This window comes from Actinomadura macrotermitis, from assembly GCF_009604375.1.
In the GTDB taxonomy this organism is placed as follows: domain Bacteria; phylum Actinomycetota; class Actinomycetes; order Streptosporangiales; family Streptosporangiaceae; genus Spirillospora; species Spirillospora macrotermitis.
Genome location: NZ_WEGH01000002.1, coordinates 570,660 through 588,291, shown reverse-complemented (window position 1 = coordinate 588,291; position 17,632 = coordinate 570,660). Strand labels below are relative to the sequence as shown.

Annotated in this window: 14 protein-coding genes and 1 riboswitch; of the genes, 6 read left to right on the top strand and 8 right to left on the bottom strand. The window is 72.3% G+C overall.

Going from position 1 to position 17,632, the window contains the following annotated elements; genetic code table 11:
• Nucleotides 1-58: 58 nt before the first annotated feature.
• The 4 genes from ACRB68_RS14565 to ACRB68_RS14550 all read right to left on the bottom strand — a co-directional run bounded on the left by ACRB68_RS14565 (nucleotide 59) and on the right by ACRB68_RS14550 (nucleotide 4,225).
• The gene (locus tag ACRB68_RS14565) at nucleotides 59-1,516 is read right to left on the bottom strand and encodes a hypothetical protein (protein ID WP_328594210.1); all 1,458 of its coding nucleotides are present in this window, start codon (nucleotides 1,514-1,516) and stop codon (nucleotides 59-61) included.
• A 50-nt stretch (nucleotides 1,517-1,566) separates the two neighbouring features.
• Nucleotides 1,567-2,352, bottom strand: coding sequence for a sporulation protein (locus ACRB68_RS14560; RefSeq protein ID WP_328594209.1), 786 nt, complete (start codon nucleotides 2,350-2,352; stop codon nucleotides 1,567-1,569).
• A gap of 86 nt (nucleotides 2,353-2,438) precedes the next feature.
• Complete coding sequence (locus ACRB68_RS14555; RefSeq protein ID WP_153533015.1) at nucleotides 2,439-2,759, bottom strand: DMT family transporter; 321 nt, start codon at nucleotides 2,757-2,759, stop codon at nucleotides 2,439-2,441.
• 34 nt (nucleotides 2,760-2,793) lie between these two features.
• A riboswitch (guanidine-III (ykkC-III) riboswitch) is annotated at nucleotides 2,794-2,862 on the bottom strand.
• Nucleotides 2,863-2,902: 40 nt separating this feature from the next.
• Nucleotides 2,903-4,225: a UDP-glucose dehydrogenase family protein gene (locus ACRB68_RS14550; protein ID WP_153533014.1), complete on the bottom strand. Its 1,323-nt coding sequence runs from the start codon at nucleotides 4,223-4,225 to the stop codon at nucleotides 2,903-2,905.
• A 434-nt stretch (nucleotides 4,226-4,659) separates the two neighbouring features.
• Here ACRB68_RS14550 and ACRB68_RS14545 point away from each other — a divergent pair, with 434 nt between their 5' ends.
• Nucleotides 4,660-6,495, top strand: a complete 1,836-nt coding sequence (locus ACRB68_RS14545; RefSeq protein WP_153533013.1) for an acyl-CoA dehydrogenase — start codon at nucleotides 4,660-4,662, stop codon at nucleotides 6,493-6,495.
• A gap of 242 nt (nucleotides 6,496-6,737) precedes the next feature.
• On the opposite strand, the gene ACRB68_RS14540 is transcribed toward ACRB68_RS14545, so the two are convergent.
• The 4 genes from ACRB68_RS14540 to ACRB68_RS14525 form a co-directional block, all read right to left on the bottom strand.
• Nucleotides 6,738-8,042, bottom strand: a complete 1,305-nt coding sequence (locus tag ACRB68_RS14540) for a dihydrolipoamide acetyltransferase family protein (RefSeq protein ID WP_153533012.1) — start codon at nucleotides 8,040-8,042, stop codon at nucleotides 6,738-6,740.
• A 5-nt stretch (nucleotides 8,043-8,047) separates the two neighbouring features.
• Nucleotides 8,048-9,034 carry an alpha-ketoacid dehydrogenase subunit beta gene (locus tag ACRB68_RS14535; protein WP_153533011.1) on the bottom strand — a complete coding sequence of 329 codons (987 nt, stop codon included), beginning with the start codon at nucleotides 9,032-9,034 and terminating at the stop codon, nucleotides 8,048-8,050.
• A complete protein-coding gene (gene pdhA, locus ACRB68_RS14530; protein ID WP_153533010.1) occupies nucleotides 9,031-10,143 on the bottom strand; it encodes a pyruvate dehydrogenase (acetyl-transferring) E1 component subunit alpha in 1,113 nt (370 codons plus the stop codon). The genes ACRB68_RS14535 and pdhA overlap by 4 nt, the downstream gene beginning before the upstream one ends.
• Nucleotides 10,144-10,320: 177 nt before the next feature.
• Nucleotides 10,321-11,940, bottom strand: coding sequence for a hypothetical protein (locus ACRB68_RS14525; RefSeq protein ID WP_153533009.1), 1,620 nt, complete (start codon nucleotides 11,938-11,940; stop codon nucleotides 10,321-10,323).
• A 107-nt stretch (nucleotides 11,941-12,047) separates the two neighbouring features.
• On the opposite strand from ACRB68_RS14525, the gene purS reads away from it, so the two are divergent.
• The 5 genes from purS (at nucleotide 12,048) to ACRB68_RS14500 (ending at nucleotide 17,632) form a co-directional block, all read left to right on the top strand.
• Nucleotides 12,048-12,290: a phosphoribosylformylglycinamidine synthase subunit PurS gene (gene purS / locus ACRB68_RS14520; protein WP_328594207.1), complete on the top strand. Its 243-nt coding sequence runs from the start codon at nucleotides 12,048-12,050 to the stop codon at nucleotides 12,288-12,290.
• A 161-nt stretch (nucleotides 12,291-12,451) separates the two neighbouring features.
• Nucleotides 12,452-12,895 (top strand): ATP-binding protein, encoded by a 444-nt coding sequence (locus tag ACRB68_RS14515; protein WP_153533008.1) that lies wholly within the window; start codon nucleotides 12,452-12,454, stop codon nucleotides 12,893-12,895.
• A 137-nt stretch (nucleotides 12,896-13,032) separates the two neighbouring features.
• Complete coding sequence (purQ, locus tag ACRB68_RS14510) at nucleotides 13,033-13,713, top strand: phosphoribosylformylglycinamidine synthase subunit PurQ (RefSeq protein WP_153533007.1); 681 nt, start codon at nucleotides 13,033-13,035, stop codon at nucleotides 13,711-13,713.
• A 728-nt stretch (nucleotides 13,714-14,441) separates the two neighbouring features.
• Nucleotides 14,442-16,640 carry a phosphoribosylformylglycinamidine synthase subunit PurL gene (purL, locus tag ACRB68_RS14505; protein ID WP_153534835.1) on the top strand — a complete coding sequence of 733 codons (2,199 nt, stop codon included), beginning with the start codon at nucleotides 14,442-14,444 and terminating at the stop codon, nucleotides 16,638-16,640.
• Nucleotides 16,641-16,810: 170 nt separating this feature from the next.
• On the top strand, nucleotides 16,811-17,632 hold the full coding sequence (locus tag ACRB68_RS14500) for an SDR family oxidoreductase (RefSeq protein WP_153533006.1): 822 nt from the start codon (nucleotides 16,811-16,813) through the stop codon (nucleotides 17,630-17,632).

The window sequence follows — 17,632 nt, the reverse complement described above, 5'->3', positions numbered from 1 at the left end:
CGCTCCATTCTGGTCGATAGGCCCGCCCCGCACGAAAGAAGACGCGGCGCGCGGGCGGTCAGTTCGGGCGCAGCACCCGCGCGGTCCCGGCGATCAGGGCGGTGGCCAGCACCCAGCCCGTCGCGACCAGCGCGTAGGCGACCCAGCGCGACCAGGTCGCCGGGTCGAACGCCTGCTGCTGCCCGAAGGTGTCGATCGGGATCAGCAGGTCCAGGGTGTAGACGAGGGCGTGGAACTTGGGGAGCTCCTCCGGCGGCTTGATCGGCTTGGGCCGGTCGATGCTGAACACCGTCGTGCCGATGGCGACCAGCACGCCGAACCAGGCGAACGCCAGCCACGGCCGGTAGCCGTAGCCCACGGTCCAGTCCAGCATCAGGTTCCAGCCGCGCGCGACCGGGTTGAGGCGGCGGCGGCGCGCGCGCAGCTTGGCCAGCTGGATCTTGCGCGCCAGGTCGTCGTGGCCGATCCCGTGGTACCAGGACGCGAGCTGCTCGTAGGGCTGCAGGTGGAACTGCCGGTCGCGTTCCACCCAGTGGCGCCGGTCCTTGAACTCGGCGCCCTCCAGCGTCTCGTAGACCAGGCCGTTCAGGAACAGCTCGTCCGGCCACATCTCGGGCAGGTCCCGCAGCAGCGAGATCCGCGAGTACGACAGCGACACCCGGCCGCGGATCTTCTCGGCGGGCAGCAGCAGCAGCTCGTCGGCCTGGATGTGGCTGGCGTGCAGCGCCATCCGCCCCGGGTCGGTCGAGTCCAGCCTGGCCATGGAGAACGACAGCAGGCCGTTGAAGCGGGCGCTGCGCAGCCGGACGGTGCCGTAAGCGGAGAAGCCGTTGCTCAGCTCGGCGACGTCCTCGACCACCATGCTCTGCGCCTCCAGCGCGATGCGGCCGGTGTTGCGCAGGACGGTGTTCTCCAGGAACAGCCCGCTGTTCATCCGCGCGCCGGTGAGCCGCGTCCCGCCGGTGATCTCGGCGCCGCGGATGAAGCAGCCGCCGTCGACGATCAGGCCGCCGCCGAACAGCGCCCAGCGCTCGGGCTCGGACTCGGTGATCGTGACCTGGTTCATCCGCAGCTGTCCGGACAGGTGCGCGCCCGACAGGCGCACCGAGCCCTCGACCACCGAGCGGGACAGGTTGAGGTAGCCGGTCACGTTCGCCCCGTTGGCGGCGAGACCGGGCAGCCGGCAGCCCGACAGGCGCAGCTGCCGGGTGTGCGCGTCGGTGAACACCGGCGTCTCCACCAGCCGGCAGCTCTCCAGCGACAGCTCGTGCTCGACGGTGCCGCCGGAGACGTCCAGCGCGCCGACGACGTAGGCGCCGGTCAGCCGGACCGCCGCGATGCAGCCGGCGCGGGTCTCGCCCGCGCCGAGCAGCAGCATCGTGATGATCTCGGCGCGGACGATCCGGTCCGGCAGCGGCCCGGCGGGCAGGTCCTCGCCGAGGACGACGGTCGCTCCCGTCGGGAAGGCGTGCCAGAGGCGGCGTTCGGCGTCACTCAGCCCAGGGGGTTCGGCCACGGTCGACCTTTCTACGGGTCCGTCCCCCCGCGATCAAGGGGCCGCCGGTTCTAGAACAGCCCCCGGCGGCGGCCCGCCTGCTGCAGGAAGCCGTCCAGCTGGGTCTCCCAGTCGGTGTGGTCGGCGGTGGCGTAGTCCACGGTGAAGCGGCTGAACGCGTCGTGGCCCTCGGTGAACAGGCCGCCGCGCTTGTCCAGCTCCAGCACGACCTCCATCGACTGCGGGTAGGAGACGAAGGTCACCTCCAGCTGGCTGATGCCGCGCGCGTACTGCGCCGGCGGGTGGAACTCGATCTCCTGGTAGAACGGCAGCTCCTGGTGCACGCCCCAGATGCGGCCCTTCTCGCAGTCGGCGTGGCGGAACTGGAAGCCCAGGTTGGCGAACGCGGCGAGCAGCCGCTCCTGCGCGGGCAGCGGGTGCACCGCGACCGGGTCGAGGTCGGTGGCGTCGATGGCGCGCGCGACCTCCAGCTCGGTGGCGACGCCGACCGTGGTGCCGTGCAGCGGGTGCCCGTACAGGTGGGTGAGCGGCGCCTCCCACGGGATCGGGAGCTGGAAGGCGATGGTGTGCCGGGCGCCCTCGGCCAGCGTGAACCGGCCGGCGACGGGCAGCTTGGCGTACTCCATGTCCGTCTTGTACTCGTTGTCGCCCGACTCGATCTCGACCCGCGTCTTCAGGGCCAGGTTGACGCCGAGGATCTCGGAGTCGTGCTTGCCGCCCTGCACCGTGATCTCGCCGGTGACGACGCCGCCGGGCGTGGTGTGCGGGTTGTGCAGCACGGTCTCGACCTCGGGCCCCCCGACCCCGACCGCCTGCATGAGCTTCTTGAAGACCACTTCGTTCCTCCCGTTGCGGGGCGCCGACGCCCTCGTGGATAGGACGCCTCCATCGCGGATTACGTTCCCATGACCAGGCAGGGGAGTCAGTGGCCGCCGGCCAGGTTGAGCCCGACCACCCCGGCGACGATCAGCGCCAGCGCGCCGAGCTTCAGCGGCGACACCTGGTCGCCGAGCGCGACCATGCCGAGCACGGCGGTGCCGACCGCGCCGATGCCGACCCACACCGCGTAGGCGGTGCCGACCTCCAGGGTCCGCAGCGCGAGGTTGAGCAGGCCGAAGCTCGCCACGGCGAACACCAGGAACGAGACCGAGGGGAGGGGCTGGGAGAAGCCCTTGCTGAGCTTCAGCGAGGCGGCCATCGCGACCTCGAACAGACCGGCGACGACGACGAGGAACCAGGCCATGACGGACTCCCGGGCAGGTGAGACGACGGTTTCCCGCGCGTCGTCTTCGCTTGCCGGGTACGGCGCGCACCTCGTCCGGGAAGGCCGCGAAAGGGCCCTCATCACCGCCAACGGCCGGCGCCCGCCCGCTGTTCCCCGGGCCGTCAGGAACGGCCGAGGGCGCGGTACTCCCAGCCGGCGGCGCGCCAGCGGGCGGCGTCCAGGGCGTGCCGGCCGTCCACGATGCGCTTGTGCCGGACGACCCCGGCGAGCGCGTCCGGTTCGATCTCGCGGAACTCGGCCCACTCGGTGAGCAGCACGACCACGTCGGCGTCGCGGGCGACGTCCAGGGCGCTGGTGCCGTAGCGCAGCTCGGGGAAGGCGCGGCGGGCGTTGTCCAGCGCGGCCGGGTCGTAGACGCGCACCTGCCCGCCGAGGCCGTGCATGGTGCGGGCGACGTCGAGGGCGGGCGCGTCGCGGATGTCGTCGGAGTTGGGCTTGAACGCCGCGCCCCAGGCGGCGATGCGGGCGCCGCCGATCCGGCCGTCCAGCAGCTCGCGGACCAGGTCGACGGTGCGGGCCCGCCGCCGCCGGTTGATGGCGTCGACCTCGCGCAGGAACGACACCGCCTGCCCGACGCCGATCTCCTCGGCGCGGTGCGCGAACGCGCGGATGTCCTTCGGCAGGCAGCCGCCGCCGAAGCCGAGGCCGGGCTTGAGGAACTTGCCGCCGATCCGGTCGTCTAAGGCGAGGGAGTCGGCGAGGTCCTTGACGTCGGCGCCGACGGCCTCGCAGACCTCGGCCATCGCGTTGATGTAGGAGATCTTGGTGGCGAGGAAGCTGTTCGCGGCGACCTTGACCAGCTCGGCGGTGGCCAGGTCGGTGCGGATCACCGGGGTGCCCTGCTCCAGGATCGGCCGGAACGCCGCGCTCAGCTGTGTGTCCGCCCAAGCGGAGCGGACGCCGAAGACCAGCCGGTCGGGGTGCAGGGTGTCGTCGACGGCGAAGCCCTCGCGCAGGAACTCGGGGTTCCAGGCAAGCTCGACGCCGGTCCCGGCGGGCGCCAGCCCCTGGAGCAGGCCGGTGAGGCGCTCGGCGGTGCCGACCGGGACGGTGGACTTGCCGACGACCAGGGCGCGCCGGTCCAGGTGCGGGGCGAGCGCGCGCACGGCGGCGTCCACGTAGGTGAGGTCGCAGGCGTCCGAGCCGGGCTGCTGCGGGGTGCCGACGCACAGGAAGTGCACGTCGCCGAAGGCGGCGGCCTCGGCGTAGGAGGTGGTGAAGCGCAGCCGCCCCGACTCCAGGGCCTTGGCGAGCAGCTCGGGCAGCCCGGGCTCGAAGAAGGGGACCTCGCCGGCCGCGAGCCGGGCCACCTTGGCCGCGTCGGTGTCGAGCCCGAGGACTTCGTAGCCGAGCACGGCCATGCAGATCGCGTGGGTGGCGCCGAGGTAGCCGGTGCCGATGACGGTGAGCCGCGGAGCGTCCATGTTCGGGTGACCTTCGTCTCGGGGCCCGGTGCTCCCGGGGCCGTCCGCGGCGGGGCCGTCCGCCCGCCGTGCGCGCCGGGCGGTGCGTCGGCGGGATTTGCCGGACTCGGCCGCATTTGCAACAGAAATCACTGTGCTATCGGTCGCGGGACGTTAGCGTCAAGGGTTCGGCACGGACCGGCCGGGGTTTTCCCATGCCGGTCACCTCAAGGCACCCATGACCGTTTTCCGGCCCTTCTTTCGGCCTTCCGTGACGGAGTCCTGTGACCCACGTCACCTTTCCCCGGGATGATCGCCCGATTGTGGGCGCGACATCCCGAAAGCCGCCGTCCGCGTGGGTTGTCATGGGTTACCAGCGGGTAGCATGATGACGAGTTACCGACCAGTACGTTACGCGGGGCCCATGAGCCGCCGCCGGACCAACGGAGTGTTCCATGGGGCACTACAAGAGCAACCTCCGGGACCTGGAGTTCAACCTCTTCGAGGTGTTCAACCGCCAGGACCTCCTCGGCAGCGGCCCGTACGCCGACCTTGACGAGGAGACCGTCCGCAGCATCCTCGGCGAGGTCAACCGCCTCGCCGAGGGCGTGCTCGCCGACTCCTTCGAGGACGCCGACCGCAACCCGCCGAAGTTCGACCCGGCGACCGGCTCCGTCGCCATGCCGGAGAGCTTCAAGAAGTCCTACAAGGCCTGGATGGACGCCGAGTGGTACCGCGTCGACCTGGCCCCCGAGTTCGGCGGCACCGGTGCGCCGCGCAGCCTGACCTGGGCGATCGCCGAGCAGGTGCTGGGCGCCAACCCGGCCATCTACATGTTCTCCTCGGGCCCGGGCTTCGCCCAGATCCTGTGGCACATCGGCACCCCCGAGCAGAAGAAGTTCGCCGAGCTCGCGCTGGAGCGCCAGTGGGGCGCGACCATGGTGCTGACCGAGCCGGACGCCGGCTCCGACGTCGGCGCCGGCCGCACCAAGGCCGTCCAGCAGCCCGACGGCACCTGGCACATCGAGGGCGTGAAGCGCTTCATCACCTCGGCCGAGCACGACATGTCCGAGAACATCTTCCACCTGGTGCTGGCCCGCCCCGAGGGCGCCGGCCCCGGCACCAAGGGCCTGTCGATGTTCCTGGTGCCCAAGTACCTGGTGGACGTGGAGACCGGTGAGCTCGGCGAGCGCAACGGCGCCTACGTCACCAACGTCGAGAAGAAGATGGGCCTGAAGGTCTCCACGACCTGCGAGCTCACCCTCGGCGAGAAGCACCCCGCCATCGGCTACCTGGTCGGCGACGTGCACGAGGGCATCAAGCAGATGTTCCTGGTCATCGAGTACGCCCGGATGATGGTCGGCACCAAGGCCATCGCGACGCTGTCCACCGGCTACCTGAACGCGCTCGAGTACGCCAAGGAGCGGGTGCAGGGCGCCGACCTCACCAAGATGACGGACAAGACCGCGCCGCGCGTGACCATCACGCACCACCCGGACGTCCGCCGCAGCCTGCTCACCCAGAAGGCCTACGCCGAGGGCATGCGCGCGCTGGTCCTGCTGACCGCCTCCTACCAGGACGCGGTGCAGCTGGCCGAGCACGAGGGCCGCAAGGACGAGCTCGCCGAGAAGATCAACGACCTGCTGCTGCCGATCGTCAAGGGCTTCGGCTCCGAGCGCGCCTACGCCCTGCTCGGCGCCGAGTCGCTGCAGACCCTGGGCGGCTCGGGCTTCCTGCAGGAGTACCCGATCGAGCAGTACATCCGGGACTCCAAGATCGACACCCTGTACGAGGGCACCACCGCCATCCAGGGCATGGACCTGTTCTTCCGCAAGATCCTGCGGGACAACGGCGAGGCCCTGAAGGTGCTGGCCGGCGAGATCAAGGCCTTCGCCGAGAGCGAGGCCGGCAACGGCCGTCTGAAGAACGAGCGCGCCATGCTCGGCAAGGCGCTGGACGACGTGCAGGGCATCCTGAACCCGATGATCGGGTGGGCGCTCGGCTCGATGGAGGACCCGAAGGAGATCTACAAGGTCGGGCTCGCCTCCAGCCGGTTCCTGCTGGCCCTCGGCGACCTGATCGTCGGCTGGCTGCTGCTGCGCCAGGCCGAGGTCGCGCTGACCAGGCTCGGCGGCGGCGACGTCTCCGACTCGGACAAGAACTTCTACACCGGCAAGGTGGCCGCCGCGCAGTTCTTCGTGCAGACCGTGCTGCCGCGCCTCGCCGCCGACCGCGCCATCACCGAGGGCACCAACCTCGACATCATGGAGCTGCCGGAAGAGGCGTTCTGACCAACCGTCTCCCGCGGTTAGGTAGCGACGGCCCCCGTCACCGGAAGGTGGCGGGGGCCGCGTGCGTCCGTGAGCGCTCCTGGCCCGATGCCGGACACTTAAACCGCCACGACCGGCCCCGGCGCCGCATGTACGCCCTGAGCGGCCGCCTGGGCCTGCTGTGCGCGGGAACGCTGGCCGATTCCTGCACACTGCGCCGGTTCTGAGCGGAAAGGGGCGCCGCGCGGCGCCCCCTTCGCGCATCAGTTCCAGGCGAGCATCCGGATCGGGTCCTCCAGCATCGCGCCGACGTCGCGCAGCACCTTGGAGCCGAGCTCGCCGTCGATGATCCGGTGGTCGAACGACAAGGCGAGCGTGGTCACCTTGCGGATCGCCAGCTCGCCCTCGTGCACCCACGGCATGTCGCGGACCTGGCCGAACGCCAGGATCGCGGCCTCGCCGGGGGTGATGATCGGGGTGCCGGTGTCCACCCCGAACACGCCGACGTTGGTGATGGTGATCGTCCCGCCGGACAGGTCGGCCGGCCGGGCCCTGCCCGAGCGGGCCGTCTCGGTGAGCGCCGCCAGGGCCTCGGCGAGCTCGGGCAGCGGCTTGGCGTGCGCGTCCTTGATGTTGGGGACGATCAGGCCCCGCTCGGTGGCGGCGGCGATGCCGAGGTTCACCCGCCGCTTGACGACGATCTCCTCGCCGTCCCAGGTCGCGTTGGCCATCGGGTGCCGCGCCACCGCCGTCAGCAGCGCCTTGGCGACGAGCAGCAGCGGCGACACCTTGACCTGCGCGAACTCCGGCAGGTCGCGCAGCCGCCGCACGGTCTCCATCGTGCGGGTCACGTCGACCTGGAGGAACTCGGTGACGTGCGGCGCGGTGAAGGCCGAGGCGACCATCGCGTTCGCGGTGGCCTTGCGGACGCCCTTGACCGGGATGCGCTCCTCGTCCCCCTCGACGGCAGGGCGCTGCGGCGCCGCCGGGGCCTGCCGGGCGGCGCGGATGTCGTCGCGGGTGATGGAGCCCTGCGGCCCGGTGCCGGTGATCGTGGACAGGTCCACGCCCAGGTCCTTGGCCATCTTGCGGACCGGCGGCTTGGCCAGGACGCGCCCGCTGTCCACAGGCTGTGGACGGGCCGGCGGCGGCGCCGCAGACTTGCGCGGGCGGCGCTGGGTCGCCCCCGGCTTCACCCCGTAGCCGACCAGGACGGGCTGCCGCTTCGGCTGCTCGGGCGCCGTCATGCCCGGCTCCTCCGGGGTGGGGACGAGGTCGTCCTTCAGCGCCTCCTCCCGCACGGGCTCGGCGGGCGCCTCGCCGCCGCCGACGTCGACCGTGATGATCGGCACGCCGACGTCCACCGTCTCGCCCTCGGCCGCCAGCAGCTCGGTGACCGTGCCCTCGAACGGGCACGGCAGCTCCACGATCGCCTTGGCCGTCTCGATCTCCACGATCGTCTGGTTGACCTCGACGGCGTCGCCGACGGCCACGTGCCACTTGACGATCTCGGCCTCGGTGAGGCCCTCGCCCACGTCGGGCAGCTTGAACCGCTTCAGCTCGCTCATCGCCCCTACCACGCGAGGGTCCGGTCGACCGCGTCCAGGATGCGGTCGAGGTCGGGCAGATAGTGGTCCTCCAGCCGGGACGGCGGGTACGGCGTGGAGAACCCGCCGACGCGCAGCACCGGCGCCTCCAGCCGGTAGAAGCACCGCTCGGTGATCCGCGCGGCCAGCTCGGCGCCGTACCCGTTGAAGACCGGCGCCTCGTGCACCACCACGCACCGCCCGGTCCGCTCCACCGACCGCACCACGGTGTCCATGTCCAGCGGGTTCAGCGAGCGCAGGTCGATGACCTCCAGCGACCGGTCGTCGGCCGCCGCGGCCTCCAGGCACGTCTTCACCGCCGGCCCGTAGGCGAGGACCGTCACGTCCTCGCCGGGGTTGACCACCCGCGCCGCGTGCAGCGGCGCGAAGTCCTCGGCGCCGGTGTCCACCGGACCCTTCTCCCAGTAGCGGCGCTTGGGCTCGAAGAAGATCACCGGGTCCGGCGAGGCGATCGACTGCTGGATCATCGCGTAGGCGTCGGCCGGGTTGGAGCAGGCGACGACCCGCAGCCCCGCGGTGTGGGTGAAGTACGCCTCGGGCGACTCCGAGTGGTGCTCCACCGCGCCGATCCCGCCGCCGCACGGGATGCGCACGACCACCGGCAGCTCCAGCTTGCCGAGCGAGCGCATCCGCATCTTGGCGAGCTGGGTGATGATCTGGTCGGCGGCCGGGAACACGAACCCGTCGAACTGGATCTCGCAGACCGGCCGGTAGCCGCGCAAGGCCAGCCCGATCGCGGTGCCCACGATGCCCGACTCGGCCAGCGGGGTGTCGATCACCCGCTCCTCGCCGAAGTCCTTCTGCAGCCCGTCGGTGACGCGGAACACTCCGCCGAGCCGGCCGACGTCCTCGCCCATGACCAGGACCTTGGGGTCCTTCTCCATGGCCTTGCGCATGCCCTCGTTCAGCGCCTTGGCCAGCGTCAGTGTCTCGGTGGCAGGGGTCTCGGTCATGCGGACGCCTCCTCGAACGAGGCCAGGTAGGCGGCGAACCGCTCCTGCTCTTCGGTCATCAGCGGGTGCGGTTCGGCGTAGACGTGCTCGAACATCGCCAGTGGCCGCGGGTCGGGCAGGTCCAGGCAGGCCTTGCGCAGCGCGGTCGCGACCTGCTTGGCCTCGGCGTCCACCTCGTCCAGGAAAGAGGTGTCGGCAAGCTGGTTGCGGACCAGGTACGCCTTCACCCGCTCGATCGGGTCCTTCAGCTTCCAGGACTCCTCTTCGGCCTTCAGTCGGTACCGGGTCGGGTCGTCGGTGGTGGTGTGGGCGCCCATCCGGTAGGTGAACGCCTCGACCAGCGTCGGCCCCTGCCCCTCCCGGGCGTCCTTGAGGGCCTTGCGGGTGACGGCGAGGCAGGCCAGCACGTCGTTGCCGTCGACGCGGACACCGGGGAAGCCGTACCCCTGGGCGCGCTTGTACAGCGGGATCCGGGTCTGCCGCTCCAGCGGCTCGGAGATCGCCCACTGGTTGTTCTGGCAGAAGAACACGATGGGGGCGTTGAACACCGACGCGAACACGAACGCCTCGTTGACGTCGCCCTGGGAGGTGGCGCCGTCCCCGAAGTAGGCGATGGTCGCGCCGGCCCGGTCGGTGCCGAGGACGCCGTCGCGCTGCATGCCCATCGCGTACCCGGTCGCGTGCAGCGTCTGGCTGCCGATCACGATGGTGTACAGGTGGAAGCCGTGCTCGGCCGGGTCCCAGCCGCCGTGGTTGACGCCGCGGAACAGCCCGAGCAGGTTGAGCGGCTCGACCTGGCGGCACCAGGCCACGCCGTGCTCGCGGTAGGTGGGGAAGACCATGTCGTGCTCGCCGAGCGCGCGCCCGGAGCCGATCTGCGCGGCCTCCTGGCCGAGCAGCGAGGCCCAGATGCCGAGCTCGCCCTGCCGGGTCAGCGCCACGGCCTCCAGGTCGATGCGCCGCACCACGACCAGGTCGCGGTACAGGGCGCGCAGTTCCTCGGCCGTCACGTCCAGCGGGTAGTCGGGATGCTCGACGCGCTCCCCCTCGGGGGTCAGCAGCTGGACGAGCTCGGGTTCGGGCGCGCCGCGTACGGAGTCGATCGTCATCGAAGACACTCCTCGGTCGGGGCCGGCCCACGGGATCGCCGCTGCCGGCCGATGTCAGCGGCCCCCGCCCCCGGATAAGGGGACGAACGCCACCAAAGCCATCGTGGCAGACATCACACCCGGAGGCGCAAGCCCCCGATTACTCCGATCTCTACCCCCGGTCCCGCCGTTGCACCATCACTCCCGCGACAGGGCGCGGGTGGCGCCGGCGGCCACGGTCAGGCCGAGCAGGAGGCCCGCGACGACCAGGAAGTCGGCGATCCACTGGTAGACGCCCTTCGGGGCGTACTCGACCTCCTGGCCGAGGGTGCCGATCGGCAGCAGCAGGTCCAGGGTGTACAGGAACGCATTGAAATGCGGGTGGTGGCCGTCGTCCAGGACGTCCGGCTTGTGCAGGGTGAACACGATCGTGCCGAACGCCAGCAGGCCCGCCAGCCAGCTCGCGGCGCGGAACGGGCGGTAGCCGTAGCCGACCAGGACGTCCTGGAACCAGCCGACGACCTTGCGCGGCAGCCCCTGCGTCTGCCGCCGGTCGCGGGCCTTGGCCAGCAGCACCGAGCGGCCGTCGGCGTCCAGGCCGAGGACGCGGTAGGTCTGCGCGAGCCGCTCGTAGGGCTGCGGCTGGTAGCCGTCGGTGTCGCGGCGCAGCCAGGCCAGCCGCTCGCGGGCCGACATGGGCGGTTCGAGGTTCTCGTACTGCAGGCCGTCCAGCTGCAGGCGGCCCGGCCAGGTCGCGGCCTCGTCCCGGAGCACGCTGATCTTGGCGTAGGACAGGTCGACGGTGCCGCGCGGCGCCTCGGCCGGCCGCAGCAGCACCTCCTCGGCCTGCAGCCGCTGCAGGCTGAGCGCGGTGCCCGCCTCGTGCGACAGGACGGCGCCGCGCAGGTTGAGCTGGCCGGTCACCCGGGCGCCGGCGAAGCTCACCTCGCCCTCGACGGCGAAGCCGTCGGAGCAGTAGACGTCGGTCTCCACGGTGAGGTCGTCGGCGTTCAGCGCGGTCTGCCCGGGATGGGTGATCCGCGCGCCGACGAACGACAGGTAGCCGCCGACGCGGGCGCCGCGCAGCCGGACCGCGCCGTTGGCGGTGAAGCCGCCGTCGCAGAACACGTTGGCGGCCACGTCCAGCCGGCTGGCGTACAGGGCCGCGCCGCCCTCGTTGTGCAGGTGCGCCTCGCGGAAGATCAGCTGGCCGCCGACGCGGGCGCCGGGCAGCCGCACCTCGCCGTTGGCGGTGAAGCCCCGGTCGCAGTAGACGTTGGCGTCCACGGTGAGCCGGTCGGCGAGCAGCGCGTCGCCGCCGGGGTTGGCCAGCTGCACGCCCGACATGTTCAAGATGCCGGTGATGTGGGCGCCGTCCAGCCAGAGGCCGCCGTCGATCCGGCTGCCCTCCAGCCACAGGTGCCCGTCCACCCGGGTGCCGGACGCGACCAGGCCCGGCAGCCGGCAGCGCATCAGGTGGATGCTGCTCATCGACGCCCAGTACAGGTGCGGCGCCTCGTCGAACGCGCACCGGGTCAGCGCCAGCGGCACGCCCACCTGGGCGTGCCCGAGGTTCAGCGAGCCGGTGATCCGCGCGCCCGACAGCCGCACCGCCGCGACCTGCCCCGGCTCGGGCTCGGCGGCGCCCGCCAGCAGCGCCACCAGCACCTCGGCCCGCACGATCCGCTCGGGCCCCCAGCGGGCCGCGTAGGCGACGTCGTTCAGCGCCGTGTCCGGGCCCGCCAGGTCGACCGCCTCGCCGCGCGGGAACGCCTCCCAGAGCAGGCGCTCCGGCGGGGTCAGGTCGTCGACGTTCATCGGGATGCTCCGTGGTGAGAGTTCCGTGGGGACGGGTGGGCCGTGCCCTGTCATGGTGCCGTACGCTTCAGGCGATAAGGAAAAGCGCTGATCAAGAGGGGGCGATCGTGTCGCGCGTCGTCGTCGACGTCATGCTCAAGCCGGAGATCCTGGACCCGCAGGGCCAGGCGATCGCCCGGAAGCTGCCGCAGCTGGGCTACGAGGGCGTCACCGCCGTCCGGCAGGGCAAGCGGTTCGAGGTGGAGATCGACGGGGAGGCCGACGAGGCGGCGCTCGAGCGGGTCCGCAAGATCGCCGAGACGCTGCTGGCCAACCCGGTGATCGAGGACTTCGAGGTGCGCGTCCTCTGATCCCCGGAAATCGTGTGCCCGACGTCACCCCGGGTTCACGAAAAGTCCGGTCACTGTAGCGATTACGGAAGATTCCGCCGGGGAAGCTTTAGCTTCGTCGAGTCTTCGGACCCGGAGTCCGACCAGGGGGGCCTGGGAATGACACGAGGTGACCGGTGGACATGAAGTTCTCGCTGGCATTGCCCCGCGAGGCACTGAGCATCCCGGTCGTCCGCCGGGTCGTGGGCGACGCGCTGCGCGGCCTCGGCGTCGCCGAGGACTGCGTCGCCGATCTGCTCGTCGCCGTCTCGGAGGCCTGCACCAACGTGGTCCAGCACGCCCGCGCCACCGGCACCTACGAGGTGACCGGCCAGGTCGACGACGAGGGCTGCCGGCTGCGGATCATGGACTGGGGCCGCGGGCTGCGGCAGGCGCCGGACGACGACCCGGGGGACATGGCCGAGTCCGGACGCGGCATCCGCATCATGCGCGCGCTGGTGGACGAACTGGACATCGACACCGGCGACGGCCGCGGCACCGTCGTTCACCTGCGGAAGCGGCTGACCTGGCGGGACGAGGCGCTGATCCGCCGCCTCGAACGCGAGCTCATGCACAGCGCCGGGTAGATTAGGACCCGCGCGGGGGGATAACGGCGCCTCCATCGGGGATGGCGGGCGTGTAACCCGGCCCTCTTCCGGTCCCCCTCACAGCATGGCGCTCGCCTGCCCCGGCGGGCGAAGATCGCACCGAAGGAACTGAAGCGATGAACGCTGCCCGGGTTGGGGTCATCACCTTCCCAGGTTCGCTGGACGACAGGGACGCCGCACGGGCCGTCCGGCTCGCCGGCGCCGAACCGGTCGCCCTCTGGCACGCCGACCACGACCTGCAGGGCGTGGACGCGGTGGTGCTGCCCGGCGGTTTCTCCTACGGCGACTACCTGCGGGCCGGCGCGATCGCCCGGTTCGCCCCCATCATGACGGAGCTGGTCGCCGCGGCCGGGCGCGGCCTGCCCGTGCTCGGCATCTGCAACGGCTTCCAGGTGCTGTGCGAGTCGCACCTGCTGCCGGGCGCGCTGCTGCCGAACGCGGGCCTGCACTTCGTCTGCCGCGACCAGCGGCTGCGGATCGACAGCGCCGACACCGCCTGGACGGCCGAGTACAGCACCGGCCAGGAGATCGTGATCCCGGTCAAGAACGCCGACGGCCGCTACAGCGCCGACGCCGAGACGCTCGCCCGGATCGAGGGCGAGGGCCTGGTCGTGGCGCGCTACCTGGACCTGAACCCCAACGGCTCCCTCAACGACATCGCGGGGGTCCGTAACGAGGCCGGCAACGTGGTCGGCCTCATGCCGCACCCCGAGCACGCCGTGGAGTCCCTCACCGGGCCGTCCACCGACGGCCTCGGCTTCTTCACCTCGATCGTCAAGAGACTGGTCAACGCATGAGCGAGCAGCGCCCGAACGTCCCCGGCGAGCCGGAGGACGCCCGCAGGCCCCGCGCCGACGAGCCGTCGATGGAGTGGATCCGCGACCTCAAGGACGACGCCGACGACCCCGAGCTGCACGCCGTGGACCCGGCCGTGTCGCAGGCCTACGGGGCGATCCTGGAGGAGGACGAGGCCGCCGGGCCCGCCGCCGAGAGCGGCACCGGCCCGCAGCCGGCCGTCCCGGCCGCCGAGTCCGGCCCGCAGCCGCTGGTCCGCTTCGAGCCCGGCCAGGAGCCCGCGCAGCAGCAGACCTCCGGCGAGCACCCGCTGGGCGGCTTCGGCACGGGCCCGCAGCCCGTCGTCGGAACCGGCCCGCAGCCGGTGTTCGGCACCGGCCCGCAGCCGGTCGTCGGCGACCGGCCGGTCGCCGGTCCCGGCACCGGGCCGCAGCCGGTCGTCCCGGCCGCCGAGGAGCGCCCCGGCACCGGCCCCCAGCCGGTCCTCGGCGACCGCCCCGTCGCCGGCCCCGGCACCGGCCCGCAGCCGGTCGTGCCGGCCGAGCCCGAGCCGGCCGGCGACCCCGCGCGCGACTTCGTCAAGGCCCTCGCCGCCGAGACCGACCCGACCGTGACGTCCCCGGACGTCCAGGCCCCGGCGCCCGCGCCCGTGCCCGCGCCGGCCGGGACCGACACCGTCGCGATCGCCGCGAAGACGCCCGAGCGGCCGCAGCCCTTCGCCGAGCTCGGCATGAAGGACGAGGAGTACCAGCGCGTCCGCGCCATCCTCGGCCGCCGCCCCACCTCCGCCGAGCTGGCGATCTACTCGGTGATGTGGAGCGAGCACTGCTCCTACAAGTCCTCCAAGGTGCACCTGCGCCAGTTCGGCGACAAGGTCCCGCAGACCGACGCGCTGCTGGTCGGCATGGGGGAGAACGCCGGCGTCGTCGACGTCGGCCAGGGCTGGGCGGTGACCTTCAAGGTCGAGTCGCACAACCACCCCTCCTACGTCGAGCCCTACCAGGGCGCGGCGACCGGCGTCGGCGGCATCGTCCGCGACATCATGTCGATGGGCGCTCGCCCCGTCGCCGTCATGGACTCGCTGCGGTTCGGCCCGGCCGACGCCCCCGACACCCAGCGGGTGCTGCCCGGCGTCGTCGCCGGCGTCGGCGGCTACGGCAACTCCCTCGGCCTGCCCAACATCGGCGGCGAGACCGTCTTCGACGCCTGCTACGCGCAGAACCCGCTGGTCAACGCCCTGTGCGTGGGCGTGATGAAGCACGGCGACATCAAGCGCGCGGTGGCCCCCGGCCCCGGCAACAAGGTGATCCTGTTCGGCGCCGGCACCGGCCCCGACGGCATCGGCGGCGCGTCGGTGCTGGCCAGCGCCACCTTCGACGAGGAGTCGCAGGCCAAGCGGCCGAGCGTGCAGGTCGGCGACCCCTTCATGGAGAAGCTGCTCATCGAGTGCTGCCTGGAGCTGTTCCACGCCGACCTGGTCGTCGGCATCCAGGACCTCGGCGCGGCCGGCGTCTCCTGCGCCACCACCGAGCTCGCCGCCGCCGGCACCGGCGGCATGCGGGTCGAGCTGGACGCCGTCCCGCTGCGCGACGCGACGCTGCTGCCTGAGGAGATCCTCATGAGCGAGTCGCAGGAGCGCATGATGGCGGTCGTCGAGCCCGCCAAGGTCGCGGCGTTCCTCGACATCTGCGCCAAGTGGGAGATCCCGGCCACCGTCATCGGCGAGGTCACCGACACCGGCCGCCTGGTCATGACCTGGCGCGGCGAGACGATCGTCGACATCCCGCCCGGCACCGCCGCCGACGAGGGCCCGGTCTACGAGCGCCCGCTCGCGCCGCCGGCCGACCTCGGCGGCCTGCAGTCCGACACGCCCGGCCGGCTCACCCGCCCGTCCACCGGCGACGAGCTGCGCCGCACCGTGCTGTGGCTGGCCGGCTCGCCGAACCTGGCGTCCAAGACCTGGGTGACCTCCCAGTACGACCGGTACGTCCTCGGCAACACCGTGCAGGCCATGCCGGAGGACGCCGGCATCGTCCGCATCGACGACGAGTCCGGGCTCGGCATCGCGCTGTCGCTGGACGGCAACGGCCGCTACACCCGCCTGGACCCCTACGCCGGCGCCCAGCTGGCGCTGTCGGAGGCCTACCGCAACGTCGCCGCGACCGGCGCCCGCCCGCTGGCCGTCACCAACTGCCTGAACTTCGGCTCCCCCGAGGACCCGGGCGTGATGTGGCAGTTCTCCCAGGCCGTCACCGGCCTGGCCGACGCGTGCCAGTACCTGGGCGTGCCGGTGACCGGCGGCAACGTGTCGTTCTACAACCAGACCGGCAGCACGCCGATCAACCCGACGCCGGTCATCGGCGTGCTCGGCGTGCACGACGACGTCCGCCGCCGGGTGAACATGGCGTTCATCTCCGAGGGCGCGACGCTGGCGCTGCTCGGCGAGACCCGCGAGGAGTTCGGCGGCTCCGAATGGGCGCACGTCGTCTACGGCCACCTGGGCGGCCTGCCGCCGAAGGTCGACCTGGCGGCCGAGCGCGCGCTCGCCGGGGTGCTGGTGGCGGCGGCCCGCGAGGGCCTGCTGTCGGCCTCGCACGACCTGTCGGACGGCGGCCTGTCGCAGGCCCTGGTCGAGTCCTGCCTGCGCGGCGGCCTCGGCGCGCGGGTGACGGTGCCCGGCGACGGCTTCGTGGCGCTGTTCAGCGAGTCGGTGGCGCGCTGCATGGTCGCCGTCCGCCCGGGCAGCGAGGGCCGCCTGGCGGCCCTCTGCGAGCAGGCCGGCGTGCCGGTCAGCCAGCTCGGCGTCATCGGCGGCGACTCGCTCCAGGTGTCGGGCCGCACGGCGGAGGGGGAGCAGGAGCTGTTCTCCATCCCGCTGGCCGAACTCCGCGAGACGCACGAGAGCACCCTCCCCAGCTACACCAGCTGACGAACGACCCGAGAGGGCCCCGGACGACCGTCCGGGGCCCTCTCGGCGTCTGCGGGGCGGACACACCGCCCCCTTTTTAGTTGGTCATCCAACTCGCTATAGACAGCCGCCCCGGTCGGCGTGCTACTGTCCTCTCATCAAGTCAGTCAACTAACTAACTGGAGCGGAACATGATCGTGGTAACGGGTGCGACCGGGAACGTCGGACGGACGCTGGTGCGGACGCTGGCCGAGGCGGGCGAGCAGGTGACGGCGGTGGCCCGGCGGATCACCCAGGACGACGTGCCGGCCGGGGTGCGGGCGGTGGCCGCCGACCTGGCCGACCCGGCCGGCCTGCGGCCCGCCCTGGACGGGGCCCGCGCCCTGTTCCTGCTGGTCGCCGGCGAGGACCCCGAGGGCATCGTCGCCGCGGCCCGCGAGAGCGGGGTGACCAAGGTGGTGCTGCTGTCCTCGCAGGGCGTGGGCACCCGCCCCGAGGCCTACCGGCACCCGGCCCGCTTCGAGGCCGCCGTCGCCGGCAGCGGGCTGGACTGGACGGTGCTGCGCTCGGGCGGCCTGGCCTCCAACGCCTTCGCCTGGGCCGAGCCGATCCGGGCGCACCGGACCGCGGCGGCCCCCTTCGCCGACGTCGCCCTGCCGTTCGTCGACCCCGACGACGTGGCCGCGGCCGCCGCCGTCGTCCTGCGCGAGGACGGCCACAAGGGCGCCACCTACGTCCTGAACGGCCCGGTGGCCACCACCCCGCGCGAGCGGGCGGCGGCCATCGCCGACGCCATCGGCGAGCCGGTCGCCTTCGTCGAGCAGACCCGGCAGGAGGCCCACGACCAGATGGCGCAGTTCATGCCGCTGCCGGTGGTCGAGGGGACCCTGTCGATCCTCGGCGAACCCACCGACGAGGAACGGCGCGTCAGCCCGCACCTGGCCGACCTGCTCGGCCGCTCCGCCACCCCCTTCGCCGACTGGGCCCGGCGCAACGCCCCGGCCTTCCGCTAA

Bases quoted from the DNA above. Each gene is read 5' to 3' on its own strand.
- ACRB68_RS14515 (WP_153533008.1), top strand. From the start codon at position 12,452: ATGAAGTTCTCGCTGGCATTGCCCCGCGAGGCACTGAGCATCCCGGTC.
- ACRB68_RS14540 (WP_153533012.1), bottom strand. From the start codon at position 8,042: ATGAGCGAGCTGAAGCGGTTCAAGCTGCCCGACGTGGGCGAGGGCCTC.
- purQ (WP_153533007.1), top strand. From the start codon at position 13,033: ATGAACGCTGCCCGGGTTGGGGTCATCACCTTCCCAGGTTCGCTGGAC.
- purL (WP_153534835.1), top strand. From the start codon at position 14,442: ATGAAGGACGAGGAGTACCAGCGCGTCCGCGCCATCCTCGGCCGCCGC.
- pdhA (WP_153533010.1), bottom strand. From the start codon at position 10,143: ATGACGATCGACTCCGTACGCGGCGCGCCCGAACCCGAGCTCGTCCAG.
- ACRB68_RS14535 (WP_153533011.1), bottom strand. From the start codon at position 9,034: ATGACCGAGACCCCTGCCACCGAGACACTGACGCTGGCCAAGGCGCTG.
- ACRB68_RS14550 (WP_153533014.1), bottom strand. From the start codon at position 4,225: ATGGACGCTCCGCGGCTCACCGTCATCGGCACCGGCTACCTCGGCGCC.
- ACRB68_RS14500 (WP_153533006.1), top strand. From the start codon at position 16,811: ATGATCGTGGTAACGGGTGCGACCGGGAACGTCGGACGGACGCTGGTG.
- ACRB68_RS14525 (WP_153533009.1), bottom strand. From the start codon at position 11,940: ATGAACGTCGACGACCTGACCCCGCCGGAGCGCCTGCTCTGGGAGGCG.
- ACRB68_RS14555 (WP_153533015.1), bottom strand. From the start codon at position 2,759: ATGGCCTGGTTCCTCGTCGTCGTCGCCGGTCTGTTCGAGGTCGCGATG.
- ACRB68_RS14545 (WP_153533013.1), top strand. From the start codon at position 4,660: ATGGGGCACTACAAGAGCAACCTCCGGGACCTGGAGTTCAACCTCTTC.